This is a genomic window from Sphingobium fluminis (assembly GCF_037723805.1).
In the GTDB taxonomy this organism is placed as follows: domain Bacteria; phylum Pseudomonadota; class Alphaproteobacteria; order Sphingomonadales; family Sphingomonadaceae; genus Sphingobium.
Window position 1 is genome coordinate 69,273 of sequence record NZ_JBBJUK010000001.1, and the last position, 18,925, is coordinate 88,197.

At 61.5% G+C, this 18,925-nt stretch carries 15 protein-coding genes and 1 pseudogene; 10 read left to right on the forward strand and 6 right to left on the reverse strand.

Going from position 1 to position 18,925, the window contains the following annotated elements; all coding sequences use genetic code 11:
• Nucleotides 1-37 precede the first annotated feature (37 nt).
• Entirely contained in the window at nucleotides 38-2,638 is a 2,601-nt protein-coding gene (gene pepN, locus WG907_RS00330) for an aminopeptidase N (RefSeq protein WP_340230538.1), read from the forward strand.
• A 5-nt stretch (nucleotides 2,639-2,643) separates the two neighbouring features.
• On the opposite strand, the gene WG907_RS00335 is transcribed toward pepN, so the two are convergent.
• The 4 genes from WG907_RS00335 to WG907_RS00350 are packed head-to-tail and all read right to left on the reverse strand — an operon-like array spanning nucleotide 2,644 to nucleotide 6,237.
• A complete protein-coding gene (locus WG907_RS00335) occupies nucleotides 2,644-3,252 on the reverse strand; it encodes an ABC-type transport auxiliary lipoprotein family protein (RefSeq protein ID WP_445326744.1) in 609 nt (202 codons plus the stop codon).
• A gap of 11 nt (nucleotides 3,253-3,263) precedes the next feature.
• Nucleotides 3,264-4,226 carry an MlaD family protein gene (locus tag WG907_RS00340; RefSeq protein ID WP_340230540.1) on the reverse strand — a complete coding sequence of 321 codons (963 nt, stop codon included), beginning with the start codon at nucleotides 4,224-4,226 and terminating at the stop codon, nucleotides 3,264-3,266.
• A 5-nt stretch (nucleotides 4,227-4,231) separates the two neighbouring features.
• Nucleotides 4,232-5,125 (reverse strand): ABC transporter ATP-binding protein, encoded by an 894-nt coding sequence (locus WG907_RS00345; protein ID WP_340230541.1) that lies wholly within the window; start codon nucleotides 5,123-5,125, stop codon nucleotides 4,232-4,234.
• Nucleotides 5,125-6,237 carry an ABC transporter permease gene (locus tag WG907_RS00350; protein WP_340230542.1) on the reverse strand — a complete coding sequence of 371 codons (1,113 nt, stop codon included), beginning with the start codon at nucleotides 6,235-6,237 and terminating at the stop codon, nucleotides 5,125-5,127. Before WG907_RS00350 ends, WG907_RS00345 begins: the two co-directional genes overlap by 1 nt.
• A gap of 98 nt (nucleotides 6,238-6,335) precedes the next feature.
• Here WG907_RS00350 and WG907_RS00355 point away from each other — a divergent pair, with 98 nt between their 5' ends.
• A complete protein-coding gene (locus WG907_RS00355) occupies nucleotides 6,336-7,010 on the forward strand; it encodes an HAD family hydrolase (protein ID WP_340230544.1) in 675 nt (224 codons plus the stop codon).
• On the opposite strand, the gene WG907_RS00360 is transcribed toward WG907_RS00355, so the two are convergent.
• Nucleotides 7,007-8,332: a cystathionine gamma-synthase family protein gene (locus WG907_RS00360; protein WP_340230545.1), complete on the reverse strand. Its 1,326-nt coding sequence runs from the start codon at nucleotides 8,330-8,332 to the stop codon at nucleotides 7,007-7,009. The two genes, WG907_RS00355 and WG907_RS00360, sit on opposite strands and share 4 nt — an antisense overlap.
• 170 nt (nucleotides 8,333-8,502) lie before the next feature.
• Here WG907_RS00360 and WG907_RS00365 point away from each other — a divergent pair, with 170 nt between their 5' ends.
• From WG907_RS00365 to WG907_RS00375, 3 genes are all read left to right on the forward strand, one after another.
• Nucleotides 8,503-10,914 carry a ligase-associated DNA damage response DEXH box helicase gene (locus tag WG907_RS00365; RefSeq protein ID WP_340230547.1) on the forward strand — a complete coding sequence of 804 codons (2,412 nt, stop codon included), beginning with the start codon at nucleotides 8,503-8,505 and terminating at the stop codon, nucleotides 10,912-10,914.
• A gap of 359 nt (nucleotides 10,915-11,273) precedes the next feature.
• A complete protein-coding gene (locus WG907_RS00370) occupies nucleotides 11,274-11,855 on the forward strand; it encodes an RNA polymerase sigma factor (RefSeq protein ID WP_340230548.1) in 582 nt (193 codons plus the stop codon).
• A complete protein-coding gene (locus WG907_RS00375) occupies nucleotides 11,821-12,807 on the forward strand; it encodes a FecR family protein (RefSeq protein ID WP_340230549.1) in 987 nt (328 codons plus the stop codon). Before WG907_RS00370 ends, WG907_RS00375 begins: the two co-directional genes overlap by 35 nt.
• A gap of 17 nt (nucleotides 12,808-12,824) precedes the next feature.
• Here the strand turns inward: WG907_RS00375 and WG907_RS00380 are convergent, their stop codons facing one another.
• Nucleotides 12,825-13,283 carry a hypothetical protein gene (locus tag WG907_RS00380; protein WP_340230550.1) on the reverse strand — a complete coding sequence of 153 codons (459 nt, stop codon included), beginning with the start codon at nucleotides 13,281-13,283 and terminating at the stop codon, nucleotides 12,825-12,827.
• Between WG907_RS00380 and WG907_RS00385 the strand changes: the two genes are divergently transcribed.
• The 5 genes and pseudogenes from WG907_RS00385 to WG907_RS00405 all read left to right on the forward strand — a co-directional run.
• On the forward strand, nucleotides 13,164-15,524 hold the full coding sequence (locus tag WG907_RS00385) for a TonB-dependent receptor (RefSeq protein ID WP_445326766.1): 2,361 nt from the start codon (nucleotides 13,164-13,166) through the stop codon (nucleotides 15,522-15,524). The genes WG907_RS00380 and WG907_RS00385 overlap by 120 nt on opposite strands.
• Nucleotides 15,525-15,673: 149 nt before the next feature.
• Nucleotides 15,674-16,600 carry an alpha/beta hydrolase gene (locus WG907_RS00390; protein ID WP_340230552.1) on the forward strand — a complete coding sequence of 309 codons (927 nt, stop codon included), beginning with the start codon at nucleotides 15,674-15,676 and terminating at the stop codon, nucleotides 16,598-16,600.
• A gap of 115 nt (nucleotides 16,601-16,715) precedes the next feature.
• On the forward strand, nucleotides 16,716-17,744 hold the full coding sequence (locus WG907_RS00395; protein ID WP_340230553.1) for an alpha/beta hydrolase family protein: 1,029 nt from the start codon (nucleotides 16,716-16,718) through the stop codon (nucleotides 17,742-17,744).
• A 460-nt stretch (nucleotides 17,745-18,204) separates the two neighbouring features.
• A complete protein-coding gene (locus WG907_RS00400; protein ID WP_340230554.1) occupies nucleotides 18,205-18,621 on the forward strand; it encodes a LacI family DNA-binding transcriptional regulator in 417 nt (138 codons plus the stop codon).
• A gap of 170 nt (nucleotides 18,622-18,791) precedes the next feature.
• A pseudogene (locus WG907_RS00405) lies at nucleotides 18,792-18,914 on the forward strand (IS630 family transposase); the annotation flags it as partial.
• Nucleotides 18,915-18,925: the final 11 nt, after the last annotated feature.

An 18,925-nucleotide genomic window follows, 5' to 3' on the forward strand; every position in this document is an offset into this window, starting at 1 on the left:
ACTGGCCTTTCCCGGGGTCAGTCCTTAAAGTTGCGGCATGGCCGATATACAAACCACTCACGCCGCTGCCCCTGCCGTCATTCGCCGGTCCGACTATTTGCCGCCGGATTGGCTGGTGCCGGATATCGCACTGGACTTCGATCTAGATCCTAGGGCGACGCGCGTGCAGGCCCGCCTTTCGATTACGCGCAATGGCGTGCATGACCGACCGCTGAGGCTCGATGGCGAAGGGCTTGTCCCGCTTGCGGTAAAAGTCGACGGACGACTTTTGGCACCCGAAGAATGGGCTCTTGACGCCGGGACGCTGATCATCCCGCTGTCGGGCGGCGCGCATAACGTCGAGACGAGTGTTGAACTGGCCCCTGAAGGCAATAGCAAGTTGATGGGCCTGTATGCGAGCGGTGGCCTGCTGTGCACCCAGTGCGAAGCGGAGGGTTTTCGGCGCATCACGTTCTTCCCCGATCGTCCCGATGTGCTGTCGCGGTACGATGTTCGGCTGACGGGGGACAAGACCCGCTATCCCATATTGCTGGCCAATGGTGACCCGGTCGACCATGGCGATCTCGAAGGGGGCCGGCATTGGGCGCGCTGGGTCGATCCCTTTCCCAAGCCCTGCTATCTGTTCGCGCTGGTCGCCGGCGATCTGGCGTGCAATCGCGACCGCTTCGTGACGATGAGCGGGCGCGAGGTTACGCTCGGTATCTGGGTCAAGGACGCAGATTTGCCACGAACCGCGCATGCGATGAAGGCGCTCAAGGATTCGATGGCCTGGGACGAGCGCGTCTATGGGCGGGAATATGATCTTGATGTCTTCAATATCGTCGCCGTGGCCGATTTTAACTTCGGCGCGATGGAGAATAAGGGCCTTAACATATTCAATTCGCGCTATATTCTGGCTGACCCGGCGACGGCGACCGATGTCGATTATGATGGCGTCGAAGGCGTCGTGGCGCATGAATATTTCCACAACTGGTCGGGGAATCGCGTCACCTGTCGGGACTGGTTTCAGCTAAGCCTCAAAGAGGGGTTCACGGTTTTCAGGGACCAGAATTTTTCGGCCGATATGGGATCTCATGCCGTCAAACGGATCGAGGATGTCCGGTTGCTGCGTGCGGCTCAGTTTCAGGAGGATGCGGGACCGCTCGCCCACCCGATCAGGCCGGAATCCTACATGGAAATCAGTAACTTCTACACCGCGACCATCTATAATAAAGGCGCCGAGATCATCCGCATGATGGCGTTGATGCTGGGCGCGGAGCGGTTCCGCGCCGGGTCTGATCTCTATTTCGATCGCCATGACGGCGAGGCTGCGACCTGCGAGGATTTCGTGCGTGCAATGGAAGAGGGGGGCGGCACCGACCTGACCCAGTTCCGGCGCTGGTACGAGCAAGCCGGTACGCCGCGCGTCCGTGCCATGCTTCATCATGATGCGGCCGCGCAATCGGTCGAACTTGTGCTGGAACAGAGTATCCCGCCGACACCCGGTCAGCCGGACAAGCAGCCAATGGCGATCCCGGTACGCACGGCATTATTCGATCCCGACACTGACGGCCATCATGGCGATCAACTGCTGATGCTCACACAGAGTCGGCAAAGCTTCGTTTTCGAAGGCTTTGCCGCACCGCCGATCCTGTCGATCAACCGCGGATTTTCCGCGCCTGTCATCATGGAGACCAACAGTAGCCAGGATGATCTTGCCTTTCTCTCGGCGCATGATGATGACCCCTTTGCCCGTTATGAGGCAATGCAGCAACTGATGGTCAATATCCTCGTGGGCCAGGTTGCAGGACAGGCCATCGATGAACAGGCGGTCGTCGCGGCGGTGTGCAACAGCGTGAGCGATCCGTCGCTTGACCCCGCCTTTGTCGCTGAGGTGGTTCGCCTGCCAAGCGAGGCCTATCTGGGCGATCAGATGCGTCTGGTCGATCCCGATGCGATCCATGCGGCGCGCGACGGTTTGCAGCAGCGCATCGGCGCCGAACTGGAGCCGCTCTGGCGCGACATTCATGCCAGGACCAAGGCCGATGGCTTTTCGCTGTCTTCGGCGGCCAAGGGGGCGCGGAAACTGCGTAATGTCGCCTTGCTCTATATCGCAGCTTCCGGCGCACAGGATGGAGACGCAATCGCCTTCGCGCAGTTCAATGAAGCCGACAATATGACGGAGCGGCAGGCGGCACTGGCTATCCTGGCGAGCCGCTCAAGCAGCGAGCGGGACGCAGCTCTTGCCCAATTCTATGACCGCTATCGCGATGATGCGCTGACATTGGATAAATGGTTCCAGACCCAGGCTTTTGCCCTCCATCCTGACACGGTCGATATCGTCGCCGCGCTGGGCCGGCACCCGGATTTCACCCTAGCCAATCCCAACCGGGTGCGGTCGCTCTTCGGCGCCTTCGCTGGCAATCAATGGGCGTTCCATCATGGATCGGGCCAAGGCTATACACTGGTCGCGGACTGCATCATCGCGCTCGATAAGCTCAATCCGCAGACGGCGGCGCGTCTGGTGCCGCCATTGGGCCGGTGGAAACGGTTCGATGCGGGCCGCGCGGGGATGATGCGCGCGCAACTTGCACGCATCTTGGCCGAGCCCGGCCTGTCCCGCGACGTGACAGAGCAGGCCGGCAAAAGCCTCGATTAAGCCGCCTACTGGCCCGTCGTCGCCACCCATGCCGCGACTTCGGCCGCAACCCGGTTGGCCGCCGCGTTGAGCGGCACGCCGACGGTCGTCGCATCGATCGGCCCGCCGACCGGCACGCTGGCCGTGAAGCGCTGCTTGGCGATGACGACGCCTGCCGGCCCGGCCAGAATCGCGTCAAAGGTGACGACCGCGCTGTTGCTGGGCGCGTCCATGCCAAAGGCGACCAGCGAGCCCATCAGCCTTTGTCCGGGCGTGCCGGAATATTGGCCAGGATCGAGCACGATCCGGCTGCCGCTGGCGGCGATCGTCTCAGCCAGCACCTGCTGAAACAGGTGGCGCGGCGTATCGGCCCACTGCACCTTGGTGACATAGGCGACCGAAGTCGGGCTGACCTGAACCGGCACGCGCACCGTATCGAGCATCTTGGGGGCTTCGGGATCGGCGACGATCAGGCTCGCGCCGCCTGTACGCGTCGCGCCGGGCGCGACCTTTTGCTCGGCGCTTAGCGAAAGCAATTGGGCCGGAGGCTTGGCGCCGAAGGAAATACAGCCCGGCAAAGCCAGAACGGCGGCCAAGGCGAGGGCAGCCGCCCCCAGTTTCGGGTGGAACATCATGCCGATCCCTCTCATGGCTTATAGTCGGGCAGTTTGGGCGATCCGACGATCGATCCCGCCCCCTGCTGGTCCAGTTTTTCGGCAACGCCGCGGAAAGCGCGCGACATTTCGCGCAGGTCACGAACGAGCTGGTTCACTTCGGGCATCGTCTGGTTGCTGAAAGCGCGGACGCCCGGCTGTGCTTCGGCGATGGTCTTGTCCAGCGTATCGATGCTGCGCGTTGCCGCCTGAACGCTCTTGCGCAGGTCACCCATCAGCGGGCGCCCCTCATCGGCAAGGAGCGAGTCGGTGGTCGCGGCGAGCTTGCCGATCTGCTCGGCGGCGATGCCGGTGCGCTGAACGGCGACCCGCGCTTCGGCCAGCGTGGCGGAGATTTCGGGGCTGCGATCGGCCAGCGAGCCGGAGATGCGCTCGACATTGGCGAGGATGCCGGCGATCGAATTCTGATTTTTGTCGTTAAGCAGTTCAGTGAGCCGCTCGGTCAGCGTCGAAATGCGTTCCAGCAGTTGCGGGGCGTTGTTGAGCAGTTCGCCCAGCGCGCCCGGCTTGGTTGGAATGACCGGAATGCCGTCAGGGCAGGCGGACAGCGGATTTTCCGCCGGGCAGGCGATCGGGGGCGCACCCTTGACCGCGCCGTCGAGCACGATCTCGCTGACGCCGGTGAAGCCCACGCCGGCGATGGTCGCGGTCGTGCCCAGAAGCACCGGTGTGCCTTCCTTCACCGAAATGCGGACCTTCACGAAGCTCGGGTCGCGTTTCCACAATTCGATCTTTTCGACCTGACCGGACGGGACGCCGGAATAGTTGACGCTCGATCCCTTGGCGAGGCCATTGACCGACTGTTTGAAGAAGATGTCATATTCCTTGTTCTGCCCATCGGAGATGCGCGAGAACCAGAAAGCGGCGATCATGACCGCCGCGAGCAGCAGTAGCGTGACCGTGCCCACCAGCACATGATTGGAACGGGTTTCCATAGTCCTTATTGCCTTCCGTCCGGCTGCTCAGAGCCCTTGTCCGCCGTGGACCCGGCCTTGTCGCGTTCGCGCGATACCGCCGCCGTGGCAGCCCGACCGCGCGGCCCGTTGAAATATTCCTGAATCCAGCCATGATCGGTCGCGAGCAGTTCGTCGATCGTGCCGACCGCAATCACCTTTTTGTCCGCCAGCACCGCCACCCGGTCGCAGATCGAATAGAGCGTATCGAGGTCATGGGTGATGAGGAAGACGGTCAGGCCGAGCGTCTGTTGCAACTGACGGGTCTGCTGATCGAACGCCGCCGCGCCGATCGGGTCGAGGCCGGCGGTCGGCTCGTCCAGAAAGAGGAGGTCGGGATCGATCGCGAGCGCCCGCGCGAGCCCGGCGCGTTTGCGCATGCCGCCCGACAGTTCGGAGGGATATTTCGGCCCTGCTTCCGCTGGCAGGCCGGTCATCCGGATCTTGTAGGCGGCGATCTCGTCGCGCAACTGTGCATCGATATTGGGATAATATTCGCGGATCGGCACCTCGACATTTTCAGCGACCGTCAGCGTCGAAAACAGCGCGCCGCCCTGAAACAGCACGCCCCAGCGCTTGCGGATCGCCAGTGCCTCATCATCAAGGCGACCGATCATCGACTCGCCGAACACATGGACCTCACCAGCAACGGGGGTCTGGAGGCCGATGATCGAACGCATCAGGACCGATTTGCCGGTGCCCGATCCGCCGACGACGCCCAATATCTCGCCCTTGCGCACGTCGAGGTCGAGCCCTTCATGCACGACCTGATCGCCGAAACTATTTTTGAGGCCGCGCACCGCAATGGCGATCTCGCTGCGTTCGACAGCCTCGTCGACGCGCGCATCGTCTTCGGGCGTGATTTCTTCGCTGACAGCCATCAGTTCCAGCCCAGCCATGTGAAGAACACAGCGAAAAAGGCGTCGATCACGATCACGAGGAAGATCGCCTGCACGACGGCGGCGGTCGTGCGCAAGCCGACTTCTTCGGCATTGGCTTCCACCTGCATGCCCTGGAAACAGCCCGACAGCGCGATGATGATGCCGAACACCGGCGCTTTGATGAGGCCGACCCACAGGTCGGTGATCGGCACGACCTCGCGCAGGCGCTGGAGAAAGGTGATCGGCGGGATGTCCAGCGCGACGGCGCACAGAAAGCCGCCGCCGATGACCGACAGGATCGACGCGTAGAAACCGAGCAGCGGCATCATGATGACGACGGCCAGCGTGCGCGGCAGCACCAGCGCCTCCATCGGCGATACGCCGATCGTGCGCATCGCGTCGATTTCCTCGGTCAGCTTCATCGTGCCGAGTTGCGCGGCGAAGGCGGAGCCGGACCGGCCGGCGACCATGATCGCGGTCATCAGGACGCCCAGTTCGCGGAAGGTCAGCCGCCCGACAAGATTGATCGTCAGCATTTCCATGCCGAACTGGCGCAATTGTACCGATCCCTGTTGCGCGATCACGATACCGATCAGGAAACTCATCAGGCCGATAATGCCGAGCGCGGACACGCCGACGACCTCGAACCGCTGGACGACGGCGTTGATCCGGAAGCGGCGCGGATTGCGGATTAACGCCCAGCTGGCGACCAGCGTGCTGCCGAAGAAACCGAGCAGGCCGAGCAAGGTGGAGCCAGCCGTGATCACGGCTTCGCCGATCTGGCCGATGACGCGCTGCCAGGCGGGCAGATTATCGGGGCGGATGGAGACCGCTTCGGCAGAGGCATCGCCCACCGCCTCGATCAGGCGCTGCGCGCCCTCGTCGGCGCCGGTGATGTCGCTGCCCAGACGTTTTGCCGTGCGATGGACGGTCCATGCGCCGACCGTGTCGATATGATCCACATCGGCAAGATCGATCGCGGCGACAGGGCCGGTGATGGCCTCCAGTCGCCTGGGCAGATCGCCCAGATACGCGATTGAAAGATGGCCTGAGAGACGAACCACCATGTCGCCGTCGCGCGAGTCTTCAGTCAGTTCGGCGGCTCTGTTCATCGGATGGGATTACTGGTCCATTATCGGTTGCACGGCAAGCCGAAACGGCCCATCCGCGAGACAGAACGAAGGTAAACCGGAAAAGTTTCGGATACGGCATGACGCACAGGCTGGCGATTTACGACATGGACCGGACGGTGACGTTCACGGGCACCTATACCGGCTTCCTGGTGCATGTCGCTGCGCGGCTGGCGCCCTGGCGGCTGATCCTGTTGCCGTTGGTGCCTGTCGTCATGCTCGCCTATGTGCTGCGGCTGATCAAACGGCATCAATTGAAGGAAATCAACCAGTTGCTGATGATCGGCGGACAGGTCGATCGGGGAAAGCTGATGCCGCATGTCGAAAGCTATGCCGACAAGGTGGTGGACGAAAATGTCCGCGCCGGGGCGCTGGCACAGATCGCGCGCGACAAGGCGGACGGGTGCCGGCTGGTGCTGGCGACCGCATCCTACCGCCTTTATGTGACGCCGATCGCGCAGCGGCTCGGTTTCGACGCGGTGATCGCGACCGATCATCTCAATCAGGATCTGCGCTATGTCCGCGCCAAGATCGCCGGCGAAAACTGCTATGACATCGGCAAGCTGCGGATGATCAAGGCGTGGATGGCGGCGGAAGCGATCGACCGGACGCAGGCGTATATCCGCGCCTATTCCGACCATGTGTCGGACGCGCCGATGCTGGAGTTCGCCGATATCGCCATCGCCGCGAACCCGCACAAACCGCTGGCGAAGCTGGCGGCGGCGCGGGGCTGGACGCGGGTCGACTGGGATTAGGGTATCGCCCGGAGCGCCTGCGCAAAGTCGGCGATCAGATCGTCGGCATCCTCGCAGCCGATAGAGATGCGCACCATATTGTCGCCGATGTCGAGCGCCTTGCGGCGTTCGGGCGGGACGGACAAATGGGTCATCGCGGCCGGGTGGCTGGCCAGCGTTTCCGTGCCGCCGAGGCTGACGGCGAGTTTGGCGATCTTGAGCGCGTCAAGAAAGGCGAAGGCTTCCGTTTCGCCGCCTTTCAGATAGAGCGAGAAGGTCGACCCGGCGCCCGTGCAGTGGCGGTCGAATATGTCGCGCTGGCGCTCGCTTTGCGGGAAGCCCAGATAGACGATCCGTTCGACTTGCGGCTGGTCACGCAGCCAGGTGCAGACCTTTGCCGCATTTTCGCCCGCCCGGCTCATGCGTAGTTCGAGCGTTTCGAGGGATCGCAACAGCATCCATGCGCTGTGCGGGTCGAGGATGGTGCCGATGGTGTTGCGCATCAGGCGGATGGCACTGATGAGTGCGTTCGAGCCGAGCACGCCGCCCGCCACCAGATCGCTATGCCCGCCGGCATATTTGGTGAGGCTGTAGATGACGAGATCGGCGCGATGAGAGAGCGGCTTGAGCCACAGCGGCCCCAAAAACGTGTTGTCGATCGCGATCGGCGGTACATGGGCGTCACCCGCGAACAGCGCGTCGCGGCGCGCGGCGACGGCTTCCAGATCAACCAGCACATTGGTCGGATTGGCCGGGCTTTCGAGATAGAGCAGGGCGACGCGGCCCATGGTCCTGGCTTTTTCGATCACCGCGCCGATCTCGTCTTCGGTCGCGCCGGCGGGGAAATCGAGCCACTGCACGCCGAAACGCCGAAGGATACGGCCGATCAGCGATTCGGTCGCGGCATAGAGCGGCGCGCTATGAACGATGACATCGCCCGGCTGGACGAGCGCGAGCAGGGTGGTGGCGATCGCCGACATGCCGCTCGAAAAAAGCAGGGCGTCCTCCGCCTCTTCCCACACCGACAGCCGGTCTTCGGCGATTTCCTGATTGGGGCCGTTGAAACGCGAATAGACGAGGCCCTCCGCGCCGCCGGGACGCAGGCCAGTCACCCCCTCGAAATGCCGCTTGCCCGCCGCCGCGCTTTCAAAGGCGAAAGTGGAGGTCAGGAAGATTGGCGGTTTCAGCGACCCTTCGGACAGGGACGGATCATAGCCATGCCCCATCATCAGCGTCGCTGGTTTAAGCCTGCGGCCGTCGATTTCCATGATCGGCGGTTTGGGACGGCGGCGGTTATGGGTCGGTTCCACGCCGGTCAGATCTGCTTCGGTTTCGCCGGTCATCGGGAATGCTCCTGTTCTGGCGCGCCGCTCTTGATGGGACCCATATAGGCTTTGCCGATCGCGATACAAAGTCGTGCTCCTGCGAAAGCAGGAGTCCAGGGTCGAACGAGGTGACCCCGCATCCTGGACTCCTGCTTTCGCAGGAGCACGGCAACGCCTACATGGTGCGAATGCCTGACGCCCTCCCTTCAAGTCTCGAACAGTGGTTCAAGGCGCGAGGCTGGCGACCGCGCCGGCACCAGATGGACATGGCGGCGGCGGCGCGGCGGGGCGAGCATGCGCTGCTGGTCGCGCCCACCGGGGCGGGCAAGACGCTGGCCGGGTTCCTGCCGACGCTGACCGATCTTATCGAGGCCCCGACCGAGGGACTGCACACGCTCTATGTCTCGCCCCTGAAGGCGCTGGCGGTCGACGTGCAGCGCAATTTGCTGACGCCGATCGAGGAAATGGGTCTGCCCATCCGGGTCGAGACGCGGACGGGCGACACGCCGTCCGATCGCAAGGCGCGGCAGCGCGCACGGCCACCGCAAATCTTGCTGACTACGCCCGAATCCCTGTCGCTGCTGCTCAGCTATCCCGACAGTTTCCTGCTGTTCGAAAAGCTGCGCACCATCATCGTCGACGAAGTCCACGCCTTCGCCACGCAGAAACGCGGCGACCTGCTCAGCCTGTCGATGGCCCGGTTGCAGACGATCAATCCCGCGCTTCGGCGGGTGGCGCTGTCGGCGACGGTCGCCGATATCGACGCCTATCGCGCCTGGCTCGCGCCCGATGGCGATATCGACACCGTGACGCCGGTGCTGGGGGAGGCCGGGGCCGAACCCAATGTCGCGATCCTGATCCCCCACGGGCGCATCCCCTGGTCTGGCCATTCGGGCAAATATGCCGCGAAACAGGTGATGGAAGAAATTGAACGGCGCGAAACGACCCTGGTGTTCTGCAACACGCGCGGACTTGCCGAGCTCATCTTCCAGGAGCTCTGGTCCGTCAATGAAGCCAACCTGCCGATCGCGATTCATCATGGCAGCCTGTCGGTCGAGGCGCGGCGCAAGGTGGAGAATGCCATGGCGGCGGGGCGGCTGCGCGCACTGGTCGCCACCGCGTCACTGGACCTTGGCGTCGACTGGGGCAATGTCGATTGCGTGATCCAGATGGGCGCGCCCAAAGGGTCCTCTCGCTTGCTTCAGCGGATCGGGCGGGCCAATCATCGGCTCGACTGTCCGAGCGAGGCGATCATCATTCCGGGCAACCGGTTCGAATATCTCGAAGCGCGCGCGGCGCTCGACGCGGTGGAGGCGGGCGAGCGCGACACCGATGATTTTCGCGCCGGCAGCCTCGACGTGCTGGCGCAGCATGTCATGGCGCTCGCCTGCGCTGCGCCCTTCGCCGAGGCGGAAATGCTCGCCGAAATCCGCTCGGCCACGCCCTACAGCGCACTGACCGACGAGGCGTTCGCCAATGTGCTGGGGTTCATCGAGGGCGGCGGCTATGCGCTGCGCGCCTATGACCGGTTCAAGCGGCTGGCGCGCGATCCCGACGGGACCTGGCGGGTCAGCCATCCGCGCTTCATCCAGCAGCACCGCATGAACGCGGGCATCATCGTCGACCAGCCGGTGCTGGCGGTGCGTTTCGCCAATGGCCGCAAGCTGGGCACGGTGGAGGAGGGTTTCGCGGCCCAACTCGCGCCGGGCGACTGTTTCTTTTTTTCCGGCCTGGCGCTGGAAGTGGTGCGGATGGATGCGGCCGACCTGTTCGTGCGTGGGACGGCGAAGCAGGCGCGCATGCCAAGCTGGGGCGGCACCCGCATGGCCATGTCGACGCGGCTTGCCGACCGCGTCCGGCATTTCCTCGCCGAACCGGATGAATGGCCCCGTTTCCCGCAAGATGTGCGCGAATGGCTGGAGATGCAGAAGCTGCGTTCGGCGCTGCCCGAACCCGGACAACTCCTGATCGAAACGTTCCCGCATGAGGGACGGCACTATCTCGTCTGCTACAGTTTCGAAGGGTGGAATGCGCACCAGTCGCTTGGCATGTTGCTGACCCGGCGGATGGAGGCGCAAGGGCTGATGCCCATGGGCTTTGTGTCCAACGACTATGCGCTCGCAGTCTATGGCCTCAAGCCGATCACCGACCCGCAAAGCCTGTTTTCCGCCGATATCCTCGACCATGAATTTGTCGAATGGGTCGAGCAATCGAGCCTGCTCAAACGCGCCTTTCGCGACGTCGCGGTCATCAGCGGCCTGATCGAGCGGCAGCACCCCGGCAAGCGCAAGACCGGGCGGCAGGTCACCTTTTCGACCGACCTCATCTATGACGTGCTGCGCAAATATCAGCCCGATCATCTGTTGCTGAAAGCCGCCTGGGCCGATGCGCGCGCCCGCATGACCGATGTCGGCCGGCTCGGCGATCTGATCGACCGGGCGTCGGCGACGATGCTGCACGTCACGCTGGAACGGGTCAGCCCGCTGGCGGTGCCGGTGCTGATCCTGATCGGCCGGGAGCAGGTGGCCCAGGATGCGGCGGAGGACGCGCTGCTGATCGAGGCGGAGGCGCTGGTGGCGGTAGCCATGCGGGCGGATTAGGCCGGTGATGGGGCCTTTTTGCGGCCAATAGGCGTCCAAACAATTTACCCAAGTCGACGGCAACTCAAGGCACGCAGGACGGCTCATCTGCTGGCGGCCATCAAAATATTTTCTGGGACGCATGTCCGGTCGCGGCAGCATGGGCTCATTCGCTCCAGCGCCATCGGGAAACAAAAAGACAGGAGATTTCAGTCCTCCGCAGCGACCGTCAGCACAATTCTTTCCAATTATCTGGTCGCGGACCCTGAAAAAGTGCGAGGGATCTATCCCGCTTCTATATCCACAACAGTCGTCGGAATTTCGGCGCCCGTGCATCTATGCTATGGAGGCAAGTCAGATTGCCGGGAAGGTGGGGGCTGGTGAAGTGTCGCAGGGAGATCATCGACTGGGTCGGTAGCAATATCATTCCTTACGAACGCGAACTGCGCGCCTGGCTCAGGCGAAGGGCGCTGCCGGCGCAGGACATTGATGATATCATTCATGACTCCTATCTCTGCATCGCTCAACTGTCGGACGTTGGGCATATCCGCAACGGACGCGCCTATTTGTTCACGACCGCCCGATCGGTGATGCTGCGGCGGGTTCGCCGCGACAGGATCGTCCGCATCGAAAGCCTGATCGAGATCGACGCCATGACGTTGCAAGACGCCGATCCCGGACCCGAGCGGCACGCGAGCGCGCGGCAGGAATTGGCTCGCATCCAGCGGCTTGTCGCTTCTTTGCCTGATCGGTGCCGCGAGATTTTCTACCTGCGCCGCATGGAGGGCATGCCCCAGCGCCAGATCGCCAAGCGCCTGGGCGTGACCGAACATATAGTGGAAGCGCAGGCAGCGCGGGGATTGAAGCTGATTATGAAGGCGATTGCGCAAGAAGAGGGGGGCGCGGAACATCATCAAGGAATGCGGTATGACGAACATCCGGCCAAATGCCGTGAGGATTGACGACCACGCAGCGCGCTGGGCCACAAAGCTCGACCTTGGCTCGCTTTCCGAAGCTGAAGAGGCGGCGTTGGACCATTGGCTGGCGCAAGATCCCCTTCATCAGGGCGCGTTGTTGCGCGCGCAGGCGATACTCGTTTATCTTGATCGCGGCCGCGCTCTTGCAGCCGGCAGTGCACCTGTCCCGCAGGAAACGGGAGAAGAAGAGCCGCCGGCGGCGCCAGGCCGGCGCCGGTTCCTTCGGTTTTCGGGCGGTGCGGCTGCGATCGCGGCGGGCCTGGGCGCTATTTTCGTCCTGCCGCGTCTTGGCCGTGAAGAAATCATGACCGGCATTGGCGAGGTTCGCCGGGTGCCCCTCGCGGACGGATCGGTCGCGGTCATCAATACCGCCAGCCGATTGGCGATCACCTTGCAGCCCAAGCAGCGCGCTATCAATCTGGAGGAAGGCGAAGCCTGGTTTCAGGTGGCGCATGACAAGTCCCGTCCATTCATAGTCGCTGCCGGCGCGGTGCGGGTGCGCGCCGTGGGCACCGCCTTTGCCGTGCGGCTGCGACCAGAGGGCGCTGATGTCCTGGTTACGGAAGGGGTGGTCGAAACCTGGATCGAGGGACGCGCGGGCAGCCGTCGCCTTCTGCGGGCGGGCGGGCGATCTTATGTCGCGCCGGGAACCGATCAGGCCGCCATTGCCGTCGAGAGCAGCCCGCAGGATATAGAGCGGGCCTTGGCATGGCGCGGAGGCGAAATCGTGCTGGACGGACAGACCGTGGATTATGCCGTCGCCGAGCTTAACCGCTACAATCGCCAGCATATCGTGATTGGCGATCCGTCGATCGGCCGCGAACCCCTGATAGGGTATTTCCGCACCAGCGATCCAATGAAGTTCGCGGCTGCGGTGGCAGAGATGACGGGATCGCATGTGGTGGAAAAAGGAGACGAGATATTAGTGTCGCGATAGCGACGAATTTGGCGCCGTCAGTAGGCGGCATTACGATGTCTGATGTAAAAGCTCGCTCCGTTACAGAATTGTGAAAAAATAATCGCCACCCCGTCGGAAAAGGTTCGGCCGTGCATCAAGGCAAGAGGGAAGGGCGCGATCGAGCGCCGCCGCCAGGGGGAAAATATATGATCTTCTCGACAGCAATTCTTGCCGCCGTCTCCGCACAACCTGCTCTCGCTGAAGTCCGCAATTTTACGATCTCGGCCCAGCCCGTCGAATCCGCCATAACCATATTCGCGAAACAATCCGGCAAGCAGATACTGGCTAGCAAAAGCCTTTTGCGCGGCAGGCGGGCCAATGCGGTGATTGGCCGACTGGAGGTGGATGCCGCGCTCGAGCGCCTTCTGGCGGGCACCGGTCTTGTCGCAAGGCAGCCCAGAAATGCCACGGACATCATCACGATCAGACGAGCGGTGCAATCCGCGCCCGGCCAAGGCGCTGAGCCGGCGACGATGGGCGGTATGAGCGCCGACCCGTCACCGGGAGGCGATATCATTGTCACGGCGCGCCGTCGTAGCGAAACATCCATCTCCGCCCCTGTGATATTGACCGGGATCGGTCAAAAGGAAATCCAGCGCCGCAACCTGACGCGAATGGATGACTTGAACAGCGTGATCCCGCAGCTGCAGATCGGCGAAGGCGTGGCTATTCAGGGCGGCGGCATTTTCCTTCGGGGTGTCGGCGGAAATGCCAATACGACCACCGCCGATCAGGGCGTGTCCTTCAACATCGACGGCGCGCAGGTCGCCAGGTCCAGCGTCCGGCGCATCGGCCAGATGGACATGGAGCAGATCGAAGTGCTCAAGGGGCCGCAAGGCCTGTTCTTCGGCAAGAACAGCCCCGGCGGCGTGATCTCCATCCGTACGGCGGATCCCACCAAGGCGTTCAGCGCAAAGGCATCGGCGCTGTACGAGTTCGTCGGTCGGCAGGCCCAGTTCGATGGTTTCGTGTCGGGACCACTGACCGACACGCTGGGCGTGCGTGTGGCCGTCTTGGCGTCGCATATGGGGGGCTGGGCAAAGAATATATTGCCCTCGACCTTGCCGTTCGCCAATCCCAGGGGGCGGTTACCGCATGACAAGGAATTCAACGGACGACTGACGCTCAAGTTCGAACCCTCTGACTCGTTCGACGCGCGTTTCAAGTTCAACTATGGCGTGCTCGATGGGGAAAGTCCTAACGAGAACAGGCAATATGTTTACTGTGCATTCAATACCCCCCAGATCCCACTGGCGTTTGCGGGCGAGAATTGCAAGGCGGACAATAAAATCTCGTTCACTGATTTCGGATCGAATTTCGCGGCGTTTGGCTTGACCAAGCCGATCCTCAAGCAGAAGCAGATATTGTCGTCCTTGGAGCTTAACTACCGTCCGACTGAGAAATTCACAGTCACCTCTCTGTCCAGCCTGTATATCGCGAAGCTCGATTTTGTGAGCAACGCATTTATGACGACAGCGCCTGCGAGAGCGTATGTCACCGACTATCACCCGGACATCAGGGAACTCAGCCAAGAGATTCGACTGGCGAGCAACTTCGATGGCCCCATTAACTTTCTTACGGGCGCGTATTTTCAGGATAGTGAGTTTTATTATCCGGTACGTGAGATTGTTAACGCAAACAGCCCGTCCGTGATCAGCCGAGCCATCACGGACATTGATGGATCGCACAAATCCGTTTTCGCTCAGGTGCGCATCAATCCCATCGAAACCATCGAATTGTCGGCAGGCGGCCGGCAGTCATGGGAAAGCAAGCATATCAGGCTCAAAAATTTGCTGCTTGGCACCCCGGCCACCAATTTGTCGCCCAGCTGGAAGAACTTCTCGCCGGAACTGACCGCCACGTGGCGGCCTTCCCGCCAGTTCACGATGTTCGGCAGTTACAAGACCGGCTTCCTGAGCGGCGGCTTTGGCGGCGGCGCCTATGACCAGCAGATTACGAAGGGTTTTGAAGGCGGCGTAAAGGCCGCGTTGTTCGGCAACAGGCTGCGTGTGAACCTGGGCGCGTATCGCTATGTCTCGACCGGGTTGCAAATCAACGTATCTAACGGATCATTTGTGACCACCACCGCCAATGCCGGCAAGGGCACCGTCAAGGGGATTGAGGCGGACTTCAACTGGCAGACGGGGGTCGAAGGGCTGACCTTACGCGGCGCGGTCGGCTACAATAATGCGCGCTATAATAAATACACGACCAATTGCTATCCCGGCCAGACGATTGCCGCAGGGTGCAATCTGGCCCTTCGCCCAGCCACGGGGGCATTCACATTGCAGGATCTTGCCGGGATGCCGTTCGCGAACGCGCCTGACTGGTCCGGCAATGGTGGCGTCAATTATGAATTCGATGTCAGCAGCGGCTGGCGTCTCGGCCTTTCGTCCGACGCGAGCTACATGAGCAGCTATTTCACCGATACGAATGATAATCCGACCAGCAAATATAAGGGCTATTGGACGCTCGACGCGAACCTGCGCCTGACCAGCAAGGATAATCTTTGGGAACTGGCGCTCCTTGGCCGCAATCTGACGAACGAGCATCCCTACACGGGCACCTTCGGGCTGTTCACCACGGGTGGCCCTTCGGGCACGGCAGGCCCAACCTTCAACGCCGATCGCGCCGGCGGAGTTGGTCGCGGCCGGCAATTGTCGATCCAGATCACTCGCCGGTTCGGCGCTCAGTAAACTCCTGATTTGCATGTCCCACTCCCTACGATGAGAATATCAGGAGCACAGGAATGAAGCAGGATTTGCTAGCAGGCAGGGATGAACCGGTTTCTGCAAAGGCGGGGCCGGCCATTTCGCGCCGGATGATAGCCGGCAATTTCGCGGCAATGGCTGCGTGGCTCGCCGGCTCCAGAGCCGGCCAGGCTGCCACCGGCGGCAATGTGGCCAAGGCGTATATGCCTGAAATCGGCACAGACTATGCGACGACCGATCCCGTCAACTTCGATCCCGAATTCCCGCCCGTTCATTTCCCCCACAGCTTCAAAAGCAAGGGCAAGCCGATCCAGTCGTTTATGTGGCTGGCGAACGGACCGGAAGCCAAGGGATGTGTCATCATCTCTCCACAGGCCAATGGCGGGGATGCCCTGGATAGCCTTATTCCGGCGCTTCTGAGTGCCGGCATCAACGTAATGCGCTTCAATCCGCGCGGGATGTGGGATGAGTATGAAAATTATTCCGGGCTGGGTTCGCTTGAGGATCTGCACTCGGCGATCGCCTTCCTGCGCGAAAATGGCGGGCGGCATAGTATTCCGGGGAGCGGAGACAAACCCCGGCAGTACCAGATCGATCTCGACCGGATCGCCGTTCTGGGCAAGAGCGGCGGCGGTGGTCTCAACGGCCTGATTGCCGCCTCCGAAAGTCCTTACCTCAACACGATGATTGCAGTGGAACCCGCGAGGCTGCGTGAACTGCCGCCGGGGTATGACAAACATTTCGAGGAAGTGCGGGTAGCGACGGATGGCCGAATAGATCAGAAAATGTGGTTCGACAAATTGACGCCCGCCGTTCGCGAGCGGAAAGACGTTCTCAAGGCAGTGCCAAAGCTCGTCGACAAGAATATCCTTCTGATCGGATCGATGGATAAGGATTATGTGCAGAATATTCACAAGCCGATAGTGCAAGCCATGACTGCGGCTAGGGCTAAGCACTTTTCTGCCATGATCCTTGAAACCGGCAATTCCTTTATGCTGAACAAAAGAATAGCGCTGACGCGCATCGTTATTTCCTGGCTGAAAAACGAATGCGGGTTTTAGAGGCATATGTCGGTCTGAACCGACACCGGCGGGTGGAAAAGAAACGACTTGCCGCCTTGGGATAAAATGAACTTTGGAGCCTTGCCGCCCAGATCGCGATATCAGGAGCATCAGAATGAAAAAACATGATTTGCACGCGAGCGAAGAGCAGACGATATCGGTCGACGGCGTACCGGTCGTCTCACGCCGGATGATGGCGGGCAGTTTTGCGGTAATGGCCGCGTGGCTTACCGGCTCGGGCATAGGCCGGGCCGCGACCCGCGGCAGCGCGGCCGGGCAATATATGCCTGCAATCGGTACGGATTATGCGACAACGGATCCTGTCTATTTCGATCCTGAATTCCCGCCGATTCACTTTCCTCACAGTTTCAAGAGCAAAGCGGGAAAACCTATTCAATCCTTCATGTGGCTTGCAAATGGCCCTGAGGCCAAAGGGTGTGTCATTATCTCGCCGCAGGCAAATGGCGGGGATAGCATGGACAGCCTCATTCCAGCGATTCTTAGCGCCGGCATTAACGTCATGCGCTTCAATCCACGCGGGATGTGGGATGAGTATGAGGATTATTCCATCGCGGGCTCGCTGGACGACCTGCTCGATGCTATCGCCTTCCTACGCGAAAATGGTGGTCGTCATGCCGTTCCAGGGAGCGGGGATCACCCCCGGCAATATCAGATCGATCTCGATCATATCGCCGTGCTGGGCAAGAGCGGCGGTGGCGGCCTGAATGGACTGATCGCCGCCTCCGAAAGTCCCTACCTCAACACGATGATTGCCGTGGAACCCGCAAGGCTGCGTGTCCTGCCGCCATATTATGACAAGCATTTTGAAGAGGTGAGGGTGGCGACTGCCGGGCGAATCGATCAGAAAAAATGGTTCGACAAACTGACGCCGGCCGATCGCGAGCGGATGGACGTCCTCAAGGCGGCGCCAAAGCTTGTAGATAAGAACGTCCTGCTGATTGGATCGATGGACCAGGATTATGTGCAGAATATTCACAAGCCGATCGTGCAGGCGATGAATGCGGCGGGGGCAAAGCATTTCTCCGCGATGATCCTCGAGGCGGGCAACTCGTTCATGTTGAACAAAAGGATAGCGCTATCCCGGATCGTTATCTCCTGGCTGAAGAATGAATGCGGGTTCTGAGGGTCACAGCCTGATGGGGAGGTACTTTCTGCGCGCCCAGGGCGTTTCCGATCCACCCAAGCATTAGTCTAGGTCACCGACTCATTATGTCGCAACCCTATCCTGATTGAGGCGAGATGGACTGAGGCGGGGACGTTGTCGTCGCGCTTATCATATCGTGTGGCGACGGCTGGGAATGCTTGAGTTTGTTGAAGAGGCGTTCGACGACATTGTGATGGCGGTAGCGGGACGGACTAAAAGCGGGTCATGTCATCGGCTGATCGTCCGTCATTGGCCTGCCTTTCGGTCAGTTTGGAGGGCGATGGGTAAGGCCGAACGCGTCCACCAGTGCATGGATCTTGGTCGTCAGGTTGAAGATGCGGTGCTGGACCGTTTTCGTGAACGCCTTCCCGCAGCTTCGCAGCGGTAAGTTCCTAAAAAACAGATTGCCATCGTTTGCAGCAATCGGCTTTGTGACGGCATGTCGATACTGAAGCGCCCATCCACCATGGCTGGCAAGGGCAAGCCACCGCTTTCCTCGGAGGGCGGAGTCAGGCCCCAAGCGCGCACCTTGCAGGAGATGGCGAAGCTGGCGGGGGTTTCTGCGGCAACCGTATCACGGGCGTTGGCCGGCAACGAACTGATCGCTCTCAAGACACGCACGCGGGTCCAGGCGCTTGCAAAGCAGGTCGGTTTCACCGTGAACCCAGCCGCCCGAATGCTGCGCACGCGCCAATCCCGCACCATCGCGCTCATCCTGCCGATCGGGCATGAGAAAGGGCAGCATCTCAGCGACCCGCTTGCCGAGCGGGCGCAGGCCCTGATCCCGCTGGCTCACCCGAATTTTCGCGACGGTCTCGCGCGGCAGTTTCGCAACGGCCGGGCAAGAGCCCGATAGCATCCAACCAAGATCCCAATCAGAATATACCGGAGACGATGACGCGGCAGAGTGGCCGGATGTGGATAGGCCCTGAAGCGGCGTCGCACATGTTGAAGCGGACTGAAACGCATGCTGTCTCAATCTCGCTGCTGCGCGAAGCCAGGCGCGCATGCCGTCCTGCTGCTGGATCAAACCACATCTTCAAATCCTACGCTGACATCGTCGAACAGGGCTGCGTCGCCTGGAACCAGTTCGTCGATCAGCCTTGGCGCATCATGTCCCTTGGCCTTCGACAGCGGGCTCATGGGTTCTGGCCAATGCA